The organism is Escherichia sp. KCJ4928 (assembly GCF_004352695.1).
Classification (GTDB): Bacteria; Pseudomonadota; Gammaproteobacteria; order Enterobacterales; family Enterobacteriaceae; genus ECMA0423.
In genome coordinates, this window is sequence record NZ_SJWV01000019.1 from 1 (window position 1) to 16,712 (window position 16,712).

General features: G+C 51.4%; 15 protein-coding genes, 1 tRNA gene and 1 other RNA gene. 13 read left to right on the top strand and 4 right to left on the bottom strand.

Features of this window, described 5'->3' with window-relative positions; all coding sequences use genetic code 11:
• The 9 genes from E0D98_RS05070 to dppF all read left to right on the top strand — a co-directional run.
• A partial coding sequence (locus E0D98_RS05070) for an MFS transporter (protein WP_240723729.1) occupies positions 1–936 on the top strand: 936 nt, incomplete at its 5' end.
• Between the two features lie 323 nt (positions 937–1,259).
• On the top strand, positions 1,260–2,951 hold the full coding sequence (gene eptB, locus E0D98_RS05075; protein WP_001269224.1) for a kdo(2)-lipid A phosphoethanolamine 7''-transferase: 1,692 nt from the start codon (positions 1,260–1,262) through the stop codon (positions 2,949–2,951).
• 91 nt (positions 2,952–3,042) lie between these two features.
• Positions 3,043–3,119: transfer RNA gene (locus E0D98_RS05080), tRNA-Pro, on the top strand.
• Between the two features lie 34 nt (positions 3,120–3,153).
• A non-coding RNA gene (locus tag E0D98_RS05085) (RtT sRNA) lies at positions 3,154–3,286 on the top strand.
• A gap of 744 nt (positions 3,287–4,030) precedes the next feature.
• Positions 4,031–5,638 (top strand): dipeptide ABC transporter substrate-binding protein DppA, encoded by a 1,608-nt coding sequence (gene dppA, locus E0D98_RS05090; protein WP_001222883.1) that lies wholly within the window; start codon positions 4,031–4,033, stop codon positions 5,636–5,638.
• A gap of 307 nt (positions 5,639–5,945) precedes the next feature.
• Positions 5,946–6,965 carry a dipeptide ABC transporter permease DppB gene (gene dppB / locus E0D98_RS05100; RefSeq protein WP_000938855.1) on the top strand — a complete coding sequence of 340 codons (1,020 nt, stop codon included), beginning with the start codon at positions 5,946–5,948 and terminating at the stop codon, positions 6,963–6,965.
• Between the two features lie 9 nt (positions 6,966–6,974).
• Positions 6,975–7,877, top strand: a complete 903-nt coding sequence (gene dppC / locus E0D98_RS05105) for a dipeptide ABC transporter permease DppC (protein WP_000084677.1) — start codon at positions 6,975–6,977, stop codon at positions 7,875–7,877.
• A gap of 10 nt (positions 7,878–7,887) precedes the next feature.
• A complete protein-coding gene (gene dppD, locus E0D98_RS05110; RefSeq protein ID WP_001196486.1) occupies positions 7,888–8,871 on the top strand; it encodes a dipeptide ABC transporter ATP-binding protein in 984 nt (327 codons plus the stop codon).
• Positions 8,868–9,872 (top strand): dipeptide ABC transporter ATP-binding subunit DppF, encoded by a 1,005-nt coding sequence (dppF, locus tag E0D98_RS05115; protein ID WP_000107031.1) that lies wholly within the window; start codon positions 8,868–8,870, stop codon positions 9,870–9,872. Before dppD ends, dppF begins: the two co-directional genes overlap by 4 nt.
• Before the next feature lie 29 nt (positions 9,873–9,901).
• Here the strand turns inward: dppF and E0D98_RS05120 are convergent, their stop codons facing one another.
• Positions 9,902–11,173: an aromatic amino acid transport family protein gene (locus tag E0D98_RS05120; protein WP_001296805.1), complete on the bottom strand. Its 1,272-nt coding sequence runs from the start codon at positions 11,171–11,173 to the stop codon at positions 9,902–9,904.
• A 475-nt stretch (positions 11,174–11,648) separates the two neighbouring features.
• Here E0D98_RS05120 and E0D98_RS05130 point away from each other — a divergent pair, with 475 nt between their 5' ends.
• The 3 genes from E0D98_RS05130 (at position 11,649) to E0D98_RS05150 (ending at position 12,722) form a co-directional block, all read left to right on the top strand.
• Positions 11,649–11,756, top strand: a complete 108-nt coding sequence (locus E0D98_RS05130) for a type I toxin-antitoxin system toxin Ldr family protein (protein ID WP_001295224.1) — start codon at positions 11,649–11,651, stop codon at positions 11,754–11,756.
• Positions 11,757–12,131: 375 nt separating this feature from the next.
• On the top strand, positions 12,132–12,239 hold the full coding sequence (locus E0D98_RS05140) for a type I toxin-antitoxin system toxin Ldr family protein (protein ID WP_001295224.1): 108 nt from the start codon (positions 12,132–12,134) through the stop codon (positions 12,237–12,239).
• A gap of 375 nt (positions 12,240–12,614) precedes the next feature.
• Complete coding sequence (locus E0D98_RS05150) at positions 12,615–12,722, top strand: type I toxin-antitoxin system toxin Ldr family protein (protein WP_001295224.1); 108 nt, start codon at positions 12,615–12,617, stop codon at positions 12,720–12,722.
• An 86-nt stretch (positions 12,723–12,808) separates the two neighbouring features.
• Here the strand turns inward: E0D98_RS05150 and bcsG are convergent, their stop codons facing one another.
• Genes bcsG through bcsE form a run of 3 tightly spaced genes read right to left on the bottom strand, consistent with a single transcriptional unit; the run spans position 12,809 to position 16,244 of the window.
• A complete protein-coding gene (gene bcsG, locus E0D98_RS05155) occupies positions 12,809–14,488 on the bottom strand; it encodes a cellulose biosynthesis protein BcsG (RefSeq protein ID WP_131890538.1) in 1,680 nt (559 codons plus the stop codon).
• Complete coding sequence (bcsF, locus tag E0D98_RS05160; RefSeq protein WP_000988308.1) at positions 14,485–14,676, bottom strand: cellulose biosynthesis protein BcsF; 192 nt, start codon at positions 14,674–14,676, stop codon at positions 14,485–14,487. The genes bcsG and bcsF overlap by 4 nt, the downstream gene beginning before the upstream one ends.
• Positions 14,673–16,244, bottom strand: coding sequence for a cellulose biosynthesis c-di-GMP-binding protein BcsE (gene bcsE, locus E0D98_RS05165; protein ID WP_001204931.1), 1,572 nt, complete (start codon positions 16,242–16,244; stop codon positions 14,673–14,675). Before bcsE ends, bcsF begins: the two co-directional genes overlap by 4 nt.
• Before the next feature lie 272 nt (positions 16,245–16,516).
• Between bcsE and bcsR the strand changes: the two genes are divergently transcribed.
• Complete coding sequence (bcsR, locus tag E0D98_RS05170; protein ID WP_001063318.1) at positions 16,517–16,705, top strand: cellulose biosynthesis protein BcsR; 189 nt, start codon at positions 16,517–16,519, stop codon at positions 16,703–16,705.
• The last annotated feature ends 7 nt before the right edge of the window (positions 16,706–16,712 follow it).

Consider the following 16,712-nt stretch of genomic DNA (forward strand, 5'->3'; position numbering starts at 1 on the left):
CTTTGGGAGAAAGGCAGTCCGCTGCATAAATCTACGCAACAGGTTAGAACCCAAGGCCCGATACGGCATGCGGACTGCAGGCAGAGAAAACTGGCCGATTTTCTCTGCACTGGAGGGATAATACAAGGTCTGATATCCGCGTTCGCTATCGGTTCTTATGGTCTGGGTAGTCTGGGTTTCAAATTTATCGACACGCAGCTGCTGGAAACGGTGGGTCTGGAAAAAACCTTTGTGATTTGGGGAGCGATTGCGCTGGTGATGATTGTTTTCGGCGCAACGTTAATGAAAGACGCACCAAAACAGGAAGTGAAAACCAGCAATGGCGTAGTGGAGAAAGATTACACGCTGGCAGAGTCGATGCGTAAACCGCAGTACTGGATGTTAGCGGTAATGTTCCTGACTGCCTGCATGAGCGGCCTGTACGTGATTGGGGTAGCGAAAGATATCGCCCAAAGTCTGGCACACCTTGATGTGGTTTCCGCAGCCAATGCAGTAACGGTTATTTCCATCGCTAACCTTTCAGGTCGTCTGGTGCTGGGCATTCTGTCTGACAAAATTGCCCGTATCCGTGTTATCACCATTGGTCAGGTGATTTCGCTGGTGGGTATGGCGGCCCTGCTGTTTGCACCATTAAATGCAGTGACGTTCTTTGCAGCGATTGCCTGCGTGGCATTTAACTTTGGCGGCACTATTACCGTCTTTCCATCACTGGTCAGTGAGTTCTTCGGCCTCAATAACCTGGCGAAAAACTACGGTGTGATTTACCTCGGTTTCGGTATCGGTAGCATTTTTGGTTCGATTATCGCCTCACTGTTTGGCGGTTTCTATGTGACCTTCTACGTGATTTTCGCCCTGCTGATTCTGTCATTGGCGCTTTCTACGACGATTCGTCAGCCAGAGCAGAAAATGTTGCGTGAGGCGCATGGCTCCCTTTAATGCTCAGCCGCGAGCTACTGGGCTTCAGCTTCCGTGTGCATCAAACGCATCAACGAAATGTATAAACAATGACTCGTAAAATTTGGGCCAGTTAACTGGCCCTTTTTACTGCTTTTTGTAACGCTAAAGTCTCTTTTCAAACTTGCATTTTTGTAAATTTGTGCTTCATGCACACTCTTTCCCCACACTTTTTCGCTTTGCTGTGGTCTACTTATTCGCGCGTGTAGATTTTACTTATCTGACTACCTCCGCACTTTTCCCCTGCCGGGCCTGAAAAGCCGCTAAGCAGGGTGTTATCACCTGTTTGTCCAGGGTTTGTTTGCATGAGATACATCAAATCGATTACACAGCAGAAGCTGAGCTTTTTGCTTGCAATCTATATTGGCCTTTTTATGAATGGCGCGGTTTTTTATCGCCGCTTCGGCAGCTATGCGCACGATTTTACCGTCTGGAAAGGCGTTTCTGCTGTTGTTGAACTGGCCGCCACCGTACTGGTGACCTTCTTTTTACTACGTCTTCTATCGCTGTTTGGCCGCCGCAGCTGGCGTATTCTGGCGTCGCTGGTGGTGCTCTTTTCCGCAGGTGCCAGCTATTACATGACCTTCCTTAATGTGGTCATTGGTTATGGCATCATCGCTTCCGTCATGACTACCGATATCGACCTGTCAAAAGAAGTTGTTGGTCTGAACTTTATTCTCTGGTTAATCGCCGTTAGTGCATTGCCTCTTATCCTTATCTGGAATAACCGCTGTCGCTACACCTTGCTCCGACAACTGCGAACCCCAGGGCAGCGTATTCGCAGCCTGGCGGTCGTCGTACTGGCGGGTATTATGGTTTGGGCACCGATTCGTTTGCTGGATATCCAGCAGAAGAAAGTGGAGAGGGCGACCGGCGTTGATTTGCCGAGTTATGGCGGTGTCGTAGCGAACTCTTATCTGCCATCAAACTGGCTTTCTGCGTTGGGGCTGTATGCCTGGGCGCGGGTCGATGAATCTTCCGATAATAATTCATTGCTTAATCCGGCGAAGAAATTCACTTATCAGGCACCGCAAAACGTTGATGACACTTATGTCGTGTTTATCATCGGTGAAACCACGCGTTGGGACCATATGGGCATTTTCGGCTATGAGCGTAATACCACGCCGAAACTGGCCCAGGAGAAAAATCTGGCGGCGTTCCGTGGTTACTCCTGTGATACCGCAACCAAACTCTCACTGCGTTGCATGTTTGTACGTCAGGGGGGCGCGGAAGATAATCCGCAGCGCACATTAAAAGAACAGAACATTTTCGCGGTTCTGAAGCAGTTAGGATTCAGTTCTGACCTCTACGCTATGCAGAGCGAAATGTGGTTCTACAGCAACACGATGGCGGACAACATTGCTTATCGTGAGCAGATTGGTGCGGAGCCACGTAATCGTGGCAAGCCGGTAGATGATATGTTGCTGGTAGACGAAATGCAGCAATCGCTAGGGCGCAACCCGGATGGTAAGCATCTGATCATTCTGCATACCAAAGGTTCGCATTTTAACTACACCCAGCGTTATCCGCGTAGCTTCGCGCAGTGGAAGCCGGAATGTATTGGTGTTGATAGCGGTTGTACCAAAGCGCAGATGATCAACTCCTATGACAACTCGGTGACCTATGTGGATCACTTTATCTCCAGCGTGATTGATCAGGTTCGCGATAAGAAAGCGATTGTGTTCTACGCAGCTGACCACGGTGAGTCAATTAATGAACGCGAGCACCTGCACGGCACGCCGCGTGAACTGGCACCGCCGGAGCAGTTCCGCGTACCGATGATGGTCTGGATGTCAGATAAATATCTGGAAAATCCGGCCAATGCTCAGGCATTTGCGCAGCTGAAAAAAGAAGCCGACATGAAAGTGCCACGCCGTCATGTAGAGCTGTACGACACCATCATGGGTTGTCTTGGCTATACTTCACCGGATGGTGGAATTAACGAAAACAACAACTGGTGTCACATCCCGCAGACAAAAGTGGCAGCGGCTAACTAAGCGGCCTGCTGACTTTCTCGCCGATCAAAAGGCATTTTGCTATTAAGGGATTGACGAGGGCGTATCTGCGCAGTAAGATGCGCCCCGCATTCGGTGATTGGCGCAGCCTGGTAGCGCACTTCGTTCGGGACGAAGGGGTCGGAGGTTCGAATCCTCTATCACCGACCAAATTCGAAAAGCCTGCTCAACGAGCAGGCTTTTTTGCATCTGCAGCTCATGAGGATGAGAACCTCCGGGGCAGGGAGGTTCGACTCGAGCGAAGCGAGAGAACGTTGCGCCAGCAACGGCCCGCAGGGCGAGCCACGAAGTGGCGAGTAATCCTCTATCACCGACCAAATTCGAAAAGCCTGCTCAGCGAGCAGGCTTTTTTGCATTTGAAGCCCATGAGGATGAGAACCTCCGGGGGCGGGGAGGTTCGACTCGACGTAGGCCTGATAAGACGCGCCAGCGTCGCATCAGGCAACGGCACCGCACTTATTGTCGGATGCGGCGCGACCGCCTTATTCGACCTACACACCACACATTTCCCTGCCAAATTTGCGCCCCATATCTCACTATCCATTAACGGATTTGTGACAGAAACCATTGTCTTTTTTTATATTTGCTTAAATCTTTTTTTGCGTTACTTATGGCTGACCCTGGCATTTTCCGCTGTGCGTTTTAGCGTTCATGGTATTAATCGCTCAGATATCCACCTTTTCCTCAGATTTTTTTCATTAAATGCATAAAACTTAATCACCAAATGTTGCTAAATATTAAGCTGATTGTTCTGGTCATGTTGGAGTAGCACAAATTTCTCTGCTGCAAATAGCTGTTTGAAGTTTTTTTAATCTTTGTTTGTGGATTCTCACCGTTGGTGTAAATCCCGGTTGGCTGTATTGACGTTTTCACATTCTGTTGACAGATTGTAGGTCACGAGGGGCATTTTATGGAGGATCCGCACTGTTACACTGATGTTAATTAGTACGGCATCCCCACCTCATAACGTTGACCCGACCGGGCAAAAAACAAAAAAGGTCAGGCAGCGACAACCCACTGCAAAGGGTTAAAACAACAAACATCACAATTGGAGCAGAATAATGCGTATTTCCTTGAAAAAGTCAGGGATGCTGAAGCTTGGTCTCAGCCTGGTGGCTATGACCGTCGCAGCAAGTGTTCAGGCTAAAACTCTGGTTTATTGCTCAGAAGGATCTCCGGAAGGGTTTAACCCGCAGCTGTTTACCTCCGGCACCACCTATGACGCCTCTTCCGTACCGCTTTATAACCGCCTGGTTGAATTTAAAATCGGCACCACTGAAGTGATCCCGGGCCTCGCTGAAAAGTGGGAAGTCAGCGAAGACGGTAAAACCTATACCTTCCATCTGCGTAAAGGTGTGAAGTGGCACGACAATAAAGAATTCAAACCGACGCGCGAACTGAACGCCGATGATGTGGTGTTCTCGTTTGATCGTCAGAAAAACGCGCAAAACCCGTACCATAAAGTTTCTGGCGGCAGCTACGAATACTTCGAAGGCATGGGCTTGCCGGAGCTGATCAGCGAAGTGAAAAAGGTGGACGACAACACAGTTCAGTTCGTGCTGACTCGCCCGGAAGCGCCGTTCCTCGCTGACCTGGCAATGGACTTCGCCTCTATTCTGTCAAAAGAATATGCTGACGCGATGATGAAAGCCGGTACACCGGAAAAACTGGACCTCAACCCAATCGGAACCGGTCCGTTCCAGTTACAGCAGTACCAAAAAGATTCCCGTATCCGCTACAAAGCGTTTGATGGCTACTGGGGCACCAAACCGCAGATCGATACGCTGGTTTTCTCTATTACCCCTGATGCTTCCGTGCGTTACGCGAAATTGCAGAAGAATGAATGCCAGGTGATGCCGTACCCGAACCCGGCAGATATCGCTCGCATGAAGCAGGATAAATCCATCAACCTGATGGAAATGCCGGGGCTGAACGTCGGTTATCTCTCGTATAACGTGCAGAAAAAACCACTCGATGATGTGAAAGTTCGCCAGGCTCTGACCTACGCGGTGAACAAAGACGCGATCATCAAAGCGGTTTATCAGGGCGCGGGTGTATCAGCGAAAAACCTGATCCCGCCAACCATGTGGGGCTATAACGACGACGTTCAGGACTACACCTACGATCCTGAAAAAGCGAAAGCCTTGCTGAAAGAAGCGGGTCTGGAAAAAGGTTTCTCCATCGACCTGTGGGCGATGCCGGTACAGCGCCCATATAACCCGAACGCTCGCCGCATGGCGGAGATGATTCAGGCTGACTGGGCGAAAGTCGGCGTGCAGGCCAAAATTGTCACCTACGAATGGGGTGAGTACCTCAAGCGTGCGAAAGATGGCGAGCACCAGACGGTAATGATGGGCTGGACTGGCGATAACGGGGACCCGGATAACTTCTTCGCCACCCTGTTCAGCTGCGCCGCCTCTGAACAAGGTTCTAACTACTCAAAATGGTGCTACAAACCGTTTGAAGATCTGATTCAACCGGCGCGTGCTACCGACGACCATAACAAACGCGTTGAACTGTACAAGCAAGCGCAGGTGGTGATGCACGATCAGGCTCCGGCACTGATCATCGCTCACTCCACCGTGTTTGAACCGGTACGCAAAGAAGTCAAAGGCTATGTGGTTGATCCATTAGGCAAACATCACTTCGAAAACGTCTCTATCGAATAATTAAAAGCCATACAAGACTGATGGCAAAGGCAAAACTGCCTGATGTGCTCCGCTTATCAGGCCTACGAAAATTCTGCAATGTATTGAATTTGCACGATTTTGTAGGCCGGATAAGGCGTTAACGCCGCATCCGGCATAAACAAAGCGCACTTTGTCAACAATCTGTATACCCGGTGGCGCTGTGCCTCTGCGTGCAGCGCCATCCGGCAGCAATACTTCATTCTCTGTCCGACAAGGGCGGGAATTGATTTGTGAGCAATACAGACACGCAGTTCCAGGCTGCGGGTCACTATAGAGAATCCGGGTTATGTTGCAGTTTATTCTCCGACGTTTGGGACTCGTCATCCCCACGTTTATCGGTATTACCCTTCTCACATTTGCCTTTGTCCACATGATCCCGGGCGATCCGGTGATGATCATGGCAGGCGAACGTGGGATCTCCCCTGAGCGTCACGCGCAGCTGCTGGCTGAACTCGGCTTAGATAAACCGATGTGGCAGCAGTATCTCCATTACATTTGGGGCGTAATGCACGGCGATCTAGGCATTTCAATGAAAAGCCGAATTCCAGTATGGGAAGAGTTCGTGCCGCGCTTTCAGGCCACGCTGGAACTTGGCGTCTGCGCGATGATTTTTGCTACGGCAGTCGGTATTCCGGTTGGTGTGCTGGCTGCGGTTAAACGCGGTTCCATTTTCGATCACACAGCGGTTGGCCTGGCGCTGACCGGCTACTCGATGCCGATCTTCTGGTGGGGCATGATGCTGATCATGCTGGTTTCGGTGCACTGGAACCTGACGCCCGTCTCCGGTCGCGTGAGCGATATGGTGTTCCTCGATGACTCCAATCCGTTAACCGGTTTTATGCTAATCGACACCGCCATCTGGGGTGAAGACGGCAACTTTATCGATGCCGTCGCCCATATGATCTTGCCTGCCATTGTGCTGGGTACTATTCCGCTGGCGGTCATTGTGCGTATGACACGCTCCTCGATGCTGGAAGTGCTGGGCGAGGATTACATCCGCACCGCGCGCGCCAAAGGGCTAACCCGCATGCGGGTGATTATCGTCCATGCGCTGCGTAACGCGATGCTGCCGGTGGTGACCGTTATCGGCCTGCAGGTGGGAACATTGCTGGCGGGGGCGATTCTGACCGAAACCATCTTCTCGTGGCCCGGTCTGGGACGCTGGTTGATTGACGCACTGCAACGCCGCGACTATCCGGTAGTGCAGGGCGGCGTATTGCTGGTGGCGACGATGATTATCCTCGTCAACTTGCTGGTCGATCTGCTGTACGGCGTGGTGAACCCGCGTATTCGTCATAAGAAGTAAGGGGACATCATGTCACAGGTTACTGAAAATAAAGTGATTAGCGCACCGGTGCCGATGACCCCGTTACAGGAGTTCTGGCACTATTTTAAACGCAACAAAGGCGCGGTCGTCGGGCTGGTTTACGTCGTCATCGTGCTGTTCATCGCGATCTTTGCCAACTGGATTGCACCCTATAACCCGGCGGAACAGTTCCGCGATGCACTGCTCGCCCCGCCAGCCTGGCAGGAAGGCGGCAGCATGGCGCACTTGCTGGGCACCGATGACGTAGGCCGTGATGTGCTGTCGCGCCTGATGTACGGTGCGCGCCTGTCGCTGCTGGTTGGCTGTCTGGTAGTTGTGTTATCGCTGATTATGGGCGTTATTCTCGGCCTGATCGCCGGTTACTTTGGCGGCCTGGTCGATAACATCATTATGCGCGTGGTCGATATCATGCTGGCGCTGCCAAGTCTGCTGCTGGCGCTGGTGCTGGTGGCAATTTTCGGCCCGTCGATTGGTAACGCCGCGCTGGCACTGACCTTCGTTGCCTTGCCGCACTATGTGCGCTTAACCCGCGCCGCCGTGCTGGTGGAAGTTAACCGCGATTACGTCACCGCGTCTCGCGTGGCGGGTGCCGGGGCGATGCGTCAGATGTTTATTAACATCTTCCCGAACTGCCTTGCGCCGCTGATTGTTCAGGCGTCGCTCGGTTTCTCTAACGCCATTCTCGATATGGCTGCTCTTGGTTTCCTCGGCATGGGGGCACAGCCGCCAACGCCTGAGTGGGGCACCATGCTCTCCGACGTGTTGCAGTTCGCGCAAAGCGCCTGGTGGGTCGTGACCTTCCCGGGTCTGGCGATCCTGCTGACGGTGCTGGCATTTAACCTGATGGGTGACGGTCTGCGTGACGCGCTCGATCCCAAACTGAAGCAGTAAGAGGTTCGAGATGGCGTTATTAAATGTAGATAAATTATCGGTGCATTTCGGCGACGAAAGCGCGCCGTTCCGCGCCGTAGACCGCATCAGCTACAGCGTAAAACAGGGCGAAGTGGTCGGGATTGTGGGTGAGTCCGGCTCCGGTAAGTCGGTCAGTTCACTGGCGATTATGGGGCTGATTGATTATCCGGGCCGCGTAATGGCAGAAAAACTGGAGTTTAACGGCCAGGATTTGCAGCGTATCTCAGAAAAAGAGCGCCGCAACCTGGTGGGTGCCGAAGTGGCGATGATCTTCCAGGACCCGATGACCAGCCTTAACCCGTGCTACACCGTGGGTTTCCAGATTATGGAAGCGATTAAGGTGCATCAGGGCGGCAACAAAAGTACCCGCCGTCAGCGAGCGATTGACCTGCTGAATCAGGTCGGTATTCCCGATCCGGCATCGCGTCTGGATGTTTACCCGCATCAGCTTTCCGGCGGCATGAGCCAGCGCGTGATGATCGCCATGGCGATTGCCTGTCGGCCAAAACTGCTGATTGCCGATGAACCGACCACCGCGCTGGACGTGACCATTCAGGCGCAAATCATCGAACTACTGCTGGAGCTACAGCAGAAAGAGAACATGGCGCTGGTGTTAATTACCCATGACCTGGCGCTGGTGGCGGAAGCGGCACATAAAATCATCGTGATGTATGCAGGCCAGGTGGTGGAAACCGGTGATGCGCACGCCATCTTCCATGCGCCGCGTCACCCGTATACTCAGGCATTGCTGCGTGCGCTGCCAGAATTTGCTCAGGACAAAGAACGTCTGGCGTCGTTGCCAGGTGTCGTTCCCGGTAAGTACGACCGCCCGAACGGCTGCCTGCTTAACCCGCGCTGCCCCTATGCCACTGACAGATGTCGCGCTGAAGAACCGGCGCTGAATATGCTCGCTGACGGGCGTCAGTCCAAATGCCATTACCCACTTGATGATGCCGGGAGGCCGACACTATGAGTACGCAAGAGGCCACCTCGCAACAACCGCTGTTGCAGGCTATCGACCTGAAAAAACATTATCCGGTGAAGAAAGGCATGTTCGCGCCGGAACGTCTGGTGAAGGCGCTGGACGGCGTTTCGTTTAACCTTGAACGTGGCAAAACGCTGGCAGTAGTGGGCGAATCTGGCTGCGGTAAATCGACCCTCGGTCGGTTGCTGACGATGATCGAAACGCCCACCGGTGGTGAGCTGTATTACCAGGGGCAGGATCTGCTCAAGCACGATCCGCAGGCGCAGAAGCTGCGTCGGCAGAAAATCCAGATTGTCTTCCAGAACCCTTACGGTTCGCTGAATCCGCGTAAAAAAGTTGGGCAAATTCTCGAAGAGCCGCTGCTTATTAACACCAGCTTCAGCAAAGAACAGCGTCGGGAAAAAGCCCTGTCGATGATGGCGAAAGTCGGCCTGAAAACCGAGCACTATGACCGCTATCCGCATATGTTCTCCGGCGGACAACGTCAGCGTATCGCTATTGCCCGTGGTCTGATGCTCGACCCGGACGTGGTGATTGCCGATGAACCGGTTTCTGCGCTGGACGTCTCAGTGCGTGCGCAGGTGCTGAATCTGATGATGGATTTGCAGCAGGAGTTGGGGCTTTCTTATGTCTTTATCTCCCACGACCTGTCGGTTGTGGAGCACATTGCTGATGAAGTGATGGTGATGTACCTGGGCCGCTGCGTGGAGAAAGGAACGAAGGACCAAATCTTCAATAACCCGCGCCATCCGTACACCCAGGCGCTGCTCTCCGCGACGCCACGCCTGAACCCGGACGATCGTCGTGAACGCATCAAACTCACCGGTGAACTGCCAAGCCCGCTGAATCCTCCGCCGGGTTGCGCCTTCAACGCCCGCTGTCGTCGGCGCTTCGGCCCCTGCACCCAGTTGCAGCCGCAGCTAAAAGACTACGGCGGTCAACTGGTAGCTTGTTTTGCTGTTGATCAGGATGAAAATCCGCAGCGTTAACTCACAAAACCGGGGCCATGCGCTCCGGTTTACTCAATCAGCTTCAACAGTGGCGACAAGCATAGCAAAATGCCGTAAAGCAGAATTAGCCAGGCTTTAAATCCGCGAAGTTTTTCCAGTTGTGCGACTTTATAGATCAGGAAAAACGGAATGAGGCACGACACAATGCCATATAACGGGCTTCCCAACTGAAAGAACACCAGCACCGATACACGAAACGAAACCCAAATCGTCAATGTAATGACGATAAAAGCGCAGATCGCCAGAGTCAGCATGCGTGAGTTAATTTTCTTGGTATCAATAATTCGGCTTAACAGATTGAGAATAATGCCTTTAATAGCCTCGTGGAAACCGAGATAAATGCCAAAGAATGCGGTCAGTACGGCAAAGATATTCAGCACCGTAGAGGTGATATGAATGATATGTCCAGGGATCACCTGCGCGGCCAGCGCCAGTGCCGAGATATTTTGTTCAAAGGCAGAAACGGCTTCTTCGTGGCTAATTGAGAAGGTAAACGAAAAGGCAAAAAACAGGATCACCGCGATGAGCGTGATATAACTAATTCGGTGGGTACGCAGCGCGAGCCGGGTTGCCAGTACTTTATCTGCTTCCCGTTTACGATAGGCAATATTCATTGGGTTAAGTACCTGAATAAATACCGCAGAAAAGAAGCAAAATGGAATTGTAAGCAGGACATCGCGGAAAAAGACGGAGGCTTGCGGGAAGGCGGTTATATTGGCGAAATTCCAGTGCGGGATCATCGCAAAACCGAACACGACAATAATCCCTACTTTGACCACCACCATTGGCCCGGAAATCTTAAACAGTAATCGTTCACCACCAGACGCAATCGCTACCAGTACGGCGAAAATAGCGACTTTATAAAGTAGAGATTGTGAAAGATCGGCATCGGTTAAACCGAAGGTTTTCAGGTACGAGGCGCTGTCGAAAACCACGGAGAGAGAGTAGATAAAAATCCCGTGGATAATCATCAAAAAGTAGATAACCCCGAGGAAAATTCCCCAGTTCTTCCCCAGGTAATGACTGATAATATCGGTGTAGTCATTACAGGAATCGCTTTCAGAAAGGGTTTTTAAATAAATGTCCTGCACTACCCAGGTGGCAGGATAAGCAATGATCGCTGCGGTAATAAATACCCAAATTCCCTTCAAGCCAATTTGTACTGGCATCAGCACGGTTCCGGCACCAATCGCCATGCCTATGCATAATAAAACCCAGCCGAAGTCGTAGCGTGTAAACGGCAATTTCTGATTGTGTTTCGATAGTGTGTTGTGCTGCATAAAGTCCTGTCCAGAAAGAAGTCGGCCTCGCAAAAATGAATAAACCCAGTTTCTCTTGCGCAACAGGTGGAGAAGTCGAATACGCAGTATGTAAAAAATGAGGCAACAGATTCACTGGGGAGGTCGCGAGGAGGCGCAATTCTACAAAATTGCGCATTTCACTACCAGTCTGGAGTCAGCCCGGATATGAACTGCAACTATTGCAAATAAAGAAATTAAGCTGGAAGGCATCGCGCAATGAGGAAGATTGCCGGGTGCTGACAGTAAAAAGCAATCGTAAAATCAGCGGCAAGCCGGAAGGGTTCCGGTGAGGCGCAATGTTGCGGGGGCTTTATCCCTGGTGGCATTGGTTGCTGGAGAGAGAAAACCCCCGCACGTTGCAGGTATATACCTGACAACATAACGGGGGCTAATCTTGAACCTAGACCACTCAAGAATAGCCGCGAAACGTTGTCATTACAACACAGGCGGCTATATGACGCTCGCAGAGCTGGGCATGGCCTTCTGGCATGATTTAGCGGCTCCGGTCATTGCTGGCATTCTTGCCAGTATGATCGTGAACTGGCTGAACAAGCGGAAGTAGCGTGTCATGTGGGCGTCAGGCTGCCGTAATGGCAATTTGCGCCCGGACCAGGCCGCAGGAGTGAAACTCTGCGGCCTTTTTCGTAAGAAAAATGCAACGGTTGCAAGCGGATAATATTCTGCGGAATGCGCAGCACAGAGTGAAGATGAGACGGATTCCGGAACAGAAAAACAGTCGTAGAATCAGCGTCAAGCCGGAAGGGTTCCGGTGAGGCGCAATGTTGCGGGGGCTTTATCCCTGGTGGCATTGGTTGCTGGAGAGAGAAAACCCCCGCACGTTGCAGGTATGCACCTGACAACATCACGGGGGCCATTCTTGAACCTGAACAACTCAAGAATAGCCGCGAAACGTTGTCATTACAACACAGGCGGCTATATGACGCTCGCAGAACTGGGCATGGCCTTCTGGCATGATTTAGCGGCTCCGGTCATTGCTGGCATTCTTGCCAGTATGATCGTGAACTGGCTGAACAAGCGGAAGTAACGTGTCATGCGGGCGTCAGGCTGCCGTAATGGCAATTTGCGCCCGGACCAGGCCGCAGGGGTGAAACTCTGCGGCCTTTTTCGTAAGAAAAATGCAACGGTTGCAAGCGGATAATATTCTGCGGAATGCGCAGCACAGAGTGAGTAAGTGATGGATTTCGGAACAGAAAAACAGTCGTAGAATCAGCGGCAAGCCGGAAAGGTTCCGGTAAGGCGCAATGTTGCGGGGGCTTAATCCCTGGTGGCATTGGTTGCTGGAGAGAGAAAACCCCCGCACGTTGCAGGTATGCACCTGACAACACCACGGGGGCCATTCTTGCATCCAAACAATACAAGAATAGCCGCGAAACGTTGTCATTACAATACAGGCGGCTATATGACGCTCGCAGAACTGGGCATGGCCTTCTGGCATGATTTAGCGGCTCCGGTCATTGCTGGTATTCTTGCCAGTATGATCGTGAACTGGCTGAACAAGCGGAAGTAACGTGCCATGCGGGCATCAGGCTGCCGTAATGGCAATTTGCGCCCGGATCAGGCCGCAGGGGTGAAACTCTGCGGCCTTTTTCGTGCTTACTGCGGGTAAGGCACCCAGTCGCCGCCGTTCAGGCGAACGTACGGTTTATCCTGGTATTGAATAACTACTGCATTTGAGTTCTCGGAGACCGGTGCTGTTTGTGGCAACCCACTGGTGAGTTTTTTCCAGTCAACATTGTCTTCGGTGAAAATCTTGCCATCAAGAACGCGAACCACCAGATCGGAGATAGCCAGGAAGCTGCTCGGTTGGTCAATGACAATCGGTGCCCCCTGATGTGGTGCCTTCATGCCGAAGAATTTCACCCCAACGGGGACGTCTGTGATAGACGGGCTAGGGATATCACGTAGGCCAGATACCTGCATTCTGTCGCCCTTCAGCGCGCCGCCGTGTTCCGGCACCACGACCACCATCACTTTACGACCCGATTTCTCCAGTTCAGTAAAGAAGGCGTCCAGTTCATCAAAGAATTTCTGCGCCCGCGCTTTGTAATCCGCTGTTTTGCTGACCCCCGGATAATGGTTGCCGTCATGCAGTGGAAGCGTGTTGTAGAACGTGGCACTACGGCTATTTTTATCTTTTTCGGTAACGTCCAGCCAGCGGTTAAGCACGGCGGTATCGTCATAAACCGGCGAACCATCAAAGCCCCGCAAAATAACCGGCAGATTTGTTTGATCCATCAATTCAGTCTGCATGCCGCCATTTTCGCGAACTTCTTTCAAAAAACCGCCGAACTTGCCGTTATGCCCCATCATCAGGTGCTGGGTAAAGCCCAGTTTCGAAAGGTTATCAAACAGATAGCAGTCGTTATTTGCCGGTTGATACAGATTAGTGTGCGAAGTCTGCCCGCAGCTGGCGCGCAGTAAACGGATCGCCGCCGGGCCACTGTAGGAGGTGGCGGAGTTAAAGTTCTTGAACTCAATATCGAAATGCGACCACAGTGGATGCGACATCAACCCGGCGGCTTCTATATCCGACCAGGAAAGCGAACAGATGTTAATCACCAGTAGTTCAAATGGCTGAGCATCAGCGGGCAGCGAAGACGGGAAGGTCGATTTACGTTTCGCCTCCGCGTTATAGAAATTATTCAGCCAGGCGTTAAGGTTCGCCGTTGTTGGCGGTGCAGTTTGTGCGGGCATATCACCCACTACCGGTGCGCCACCCGTCGCCGCAACGGTTGCCGCTGCGTTACCACCCGTCGTTGTTACAGTGGTCGTCGGTTGTCCGGCTGGCCACAAGGAGAAACTTGGTCCCGCCAGGGGAAGTACGTTCAGCCATAGCAGTATGGCAACCACAAAAACGGTAATGCGAATCCATTGTGACAGGAATAACCAGGCCACTAATAAAACAAAAATGGCCCCAATCATCTGCCAGTTAATAAAGCGTGTGACAAGGTCGATTAAATAATCGGTACTGAACCCCGCCACCTGCGAACCCTGGCTCATTATGCTTTCCGGGCCAGGCAACCAGGTGTCATGCCAGAACAAAGCAAAGCCGATCGGCAGGGCAATCCAGTGGCGCAAGCGATGCAGGCTGTAGCGCGGAATGGGCATCAGCAGAAACGCGGCAAACACCAAATTGAGGAGCGGATGGAAGTTAAGATATCCCGCCCACAACAGGCCGAACTTAACCAGAAAATAGAAGTTCCAGCCGGAAAGGCCGCGCCAGTATTGCCAGAGGGAAGAAGGCATGGCGGTATTTTGCGTAAATTGAGTCATTTTTTGGTTGCCCTGGCTTTTTCCGTGCGGCGTAACGTCCCGGCCGGTTTAACATAACGAGGTTTAGCAAAGAACAAACGTAAGGTGTCGCGAATGCGTCGCAAAGAGTGCCGCGCCAGATAGCCCAGCGGGAAAAATATCAGTGCGCAAACGACAATAATTTCAATGATATCGCTGATGGTCATCATGATGAGCGCTCCACAGCATCATCTAACAGTCGCATGGGTTCTGGTATTCGTCGCCAGTGGCGACCATCGTGCTCGGCATTGATGACCGGTTTAGAACTTTGCGTTAAAGGCAGCGGCATGCCCCATTGTTCTGGGGCAAGCAAGCGCATCTGCACCAGCTCGGCACTGATTTGATCATCTTCAAACCAGACCATACGGTTTGAGAAAATGTCGCCAGTAGGCAATGGGAAAATATGATTCAACGCGGTATCCAGATCGTTAATCCGACAGAATGAGAGAAACAGCACCAGCCGATTACCGCCAATGGTCATGATATCGCCGGTACGGTTAGGGCGACACAGCGTCAGGGCTTGTTCAACGCGGATACCCGGTACCGGACGTAGGGCAACCAGAACGCCTTTACCGTGGGCAGGTAATAGAGGGTTATTCATCATGTTGTTGACGGCATTACAGAACACATCCCACTTCTGGAAACCACGCAGTTTGAGCGGCTGGGTCATTGACAGCAAGGTAGTGATATCTTCCGGCACATAGCGACTAAACTTCTGCCCTTGCACGCTTTCGATCATCGTCAGACAACGGGAGAGTGGCGCATTCCACGGAATAACCATATTTGCACCGCAGGCCAATAACAAACGTTCATCGGTGGCGCGCAGGCTAGCGGTATTTTCCCGCACGAGGATTTTCATCGCACTACCGCGCTGGCGACGCAGGGTATGAATGCTGCGGGCCAGTGGCTCGATTTGCGCATTTTGCTGTAAAGAAAAGACCACCGTCGCCGCCTGAGCGGTACGGGCTTCATTGAACAGGACTTCGTTATTGTTGAACAGTTGCCAGTGTTCCGATAGCGGCGGCGCACCTTCCAGTACAGCAACATTACTCAGAATGCGTTTTTCGTCGCTGCGTGGTTGGATCTCCGCCTCTTCGCTTTGAACTAATGTCCAGATACCATTTTGTTGCTGAACGCTAAGCTGCTGACGGGCGCTGACCCCTTTTTCGTTGCACCAGAAGGCAATATCCAGCAAATGTTGGTCACCCTGAAAACGCAAACTGGCAAGACCAAAAAGTGAACGGTATTCCTCAAGCAACAATGAAAATTGTTTATCGTTATTATTTCCGGGATTAATTACCAAAAGCGAACAATGGTTTAACCTGCTCCATTTATTCATTTTATCCAACCATGAGCGAAGCCGCTCGGCAGGAATGTTTTGCCATGCGTTATTTGCGCAAACAAGAATAAAAAGGTAATTATGGGGATCAATAGAACACTGCAAATCACGGGTCAAATAGTATAGACCTTTTTCATGATTTAGCATTGAAAATAATTTTATTTTTTCCGGCCCTTGAGAATCATCTAATTGAAAGATTTTCGCCGGATCGCTGTCCATGCTAATGACCGCGACGTGTGCGGTTTCAGCCTGGGATGCAATTGTTTGATTCGCCAGACTGATAGCATCTTCATGGCGATCGACGTTAAACCACCAGACGCCGCCTGCTGGCATATGTCGCAGCTCATCCCATAATGATGAGATACCGATAGAGAATACAGGGTCCACAATGTCCCTCATGTCACCATTTTGTCTGATTATCAGTTTACTAGCGAAAGCTAAGAAATAAACCTACCATTGAAATTAAAACTTATCAGATTTAGCATGTGAATCAATTTAGAAGGTCACAAGACGTGTGATTTTAGTCTTTTCGTTTTTAACTTTTTCTGTTGCGTAACGGAAAGTCAAAAAGTGAGCAAATTCCCGTCTCGCCGTAAACAATAAACCGGCGAAATGCTCACGGTTAGAATTGTCTCATGAACGGTACAGTTATTTCATAGGGATCAAGCAAAATGAATAACAATGAACCAGATACTCTGCCTGATCCCGCGATAGGCTATATCTTCCAGAATGATATTGTGGCGTTAAAGCAGGCATTTTCACTGCCTGATATTGATTATGCCGATATTTCCCAACGCGAACAGTTGGCCGCGGCATTAAAACGCTGGCCGTTGCTGGCAGAGTTTGCGCAACAAAAGTAGGGGATTG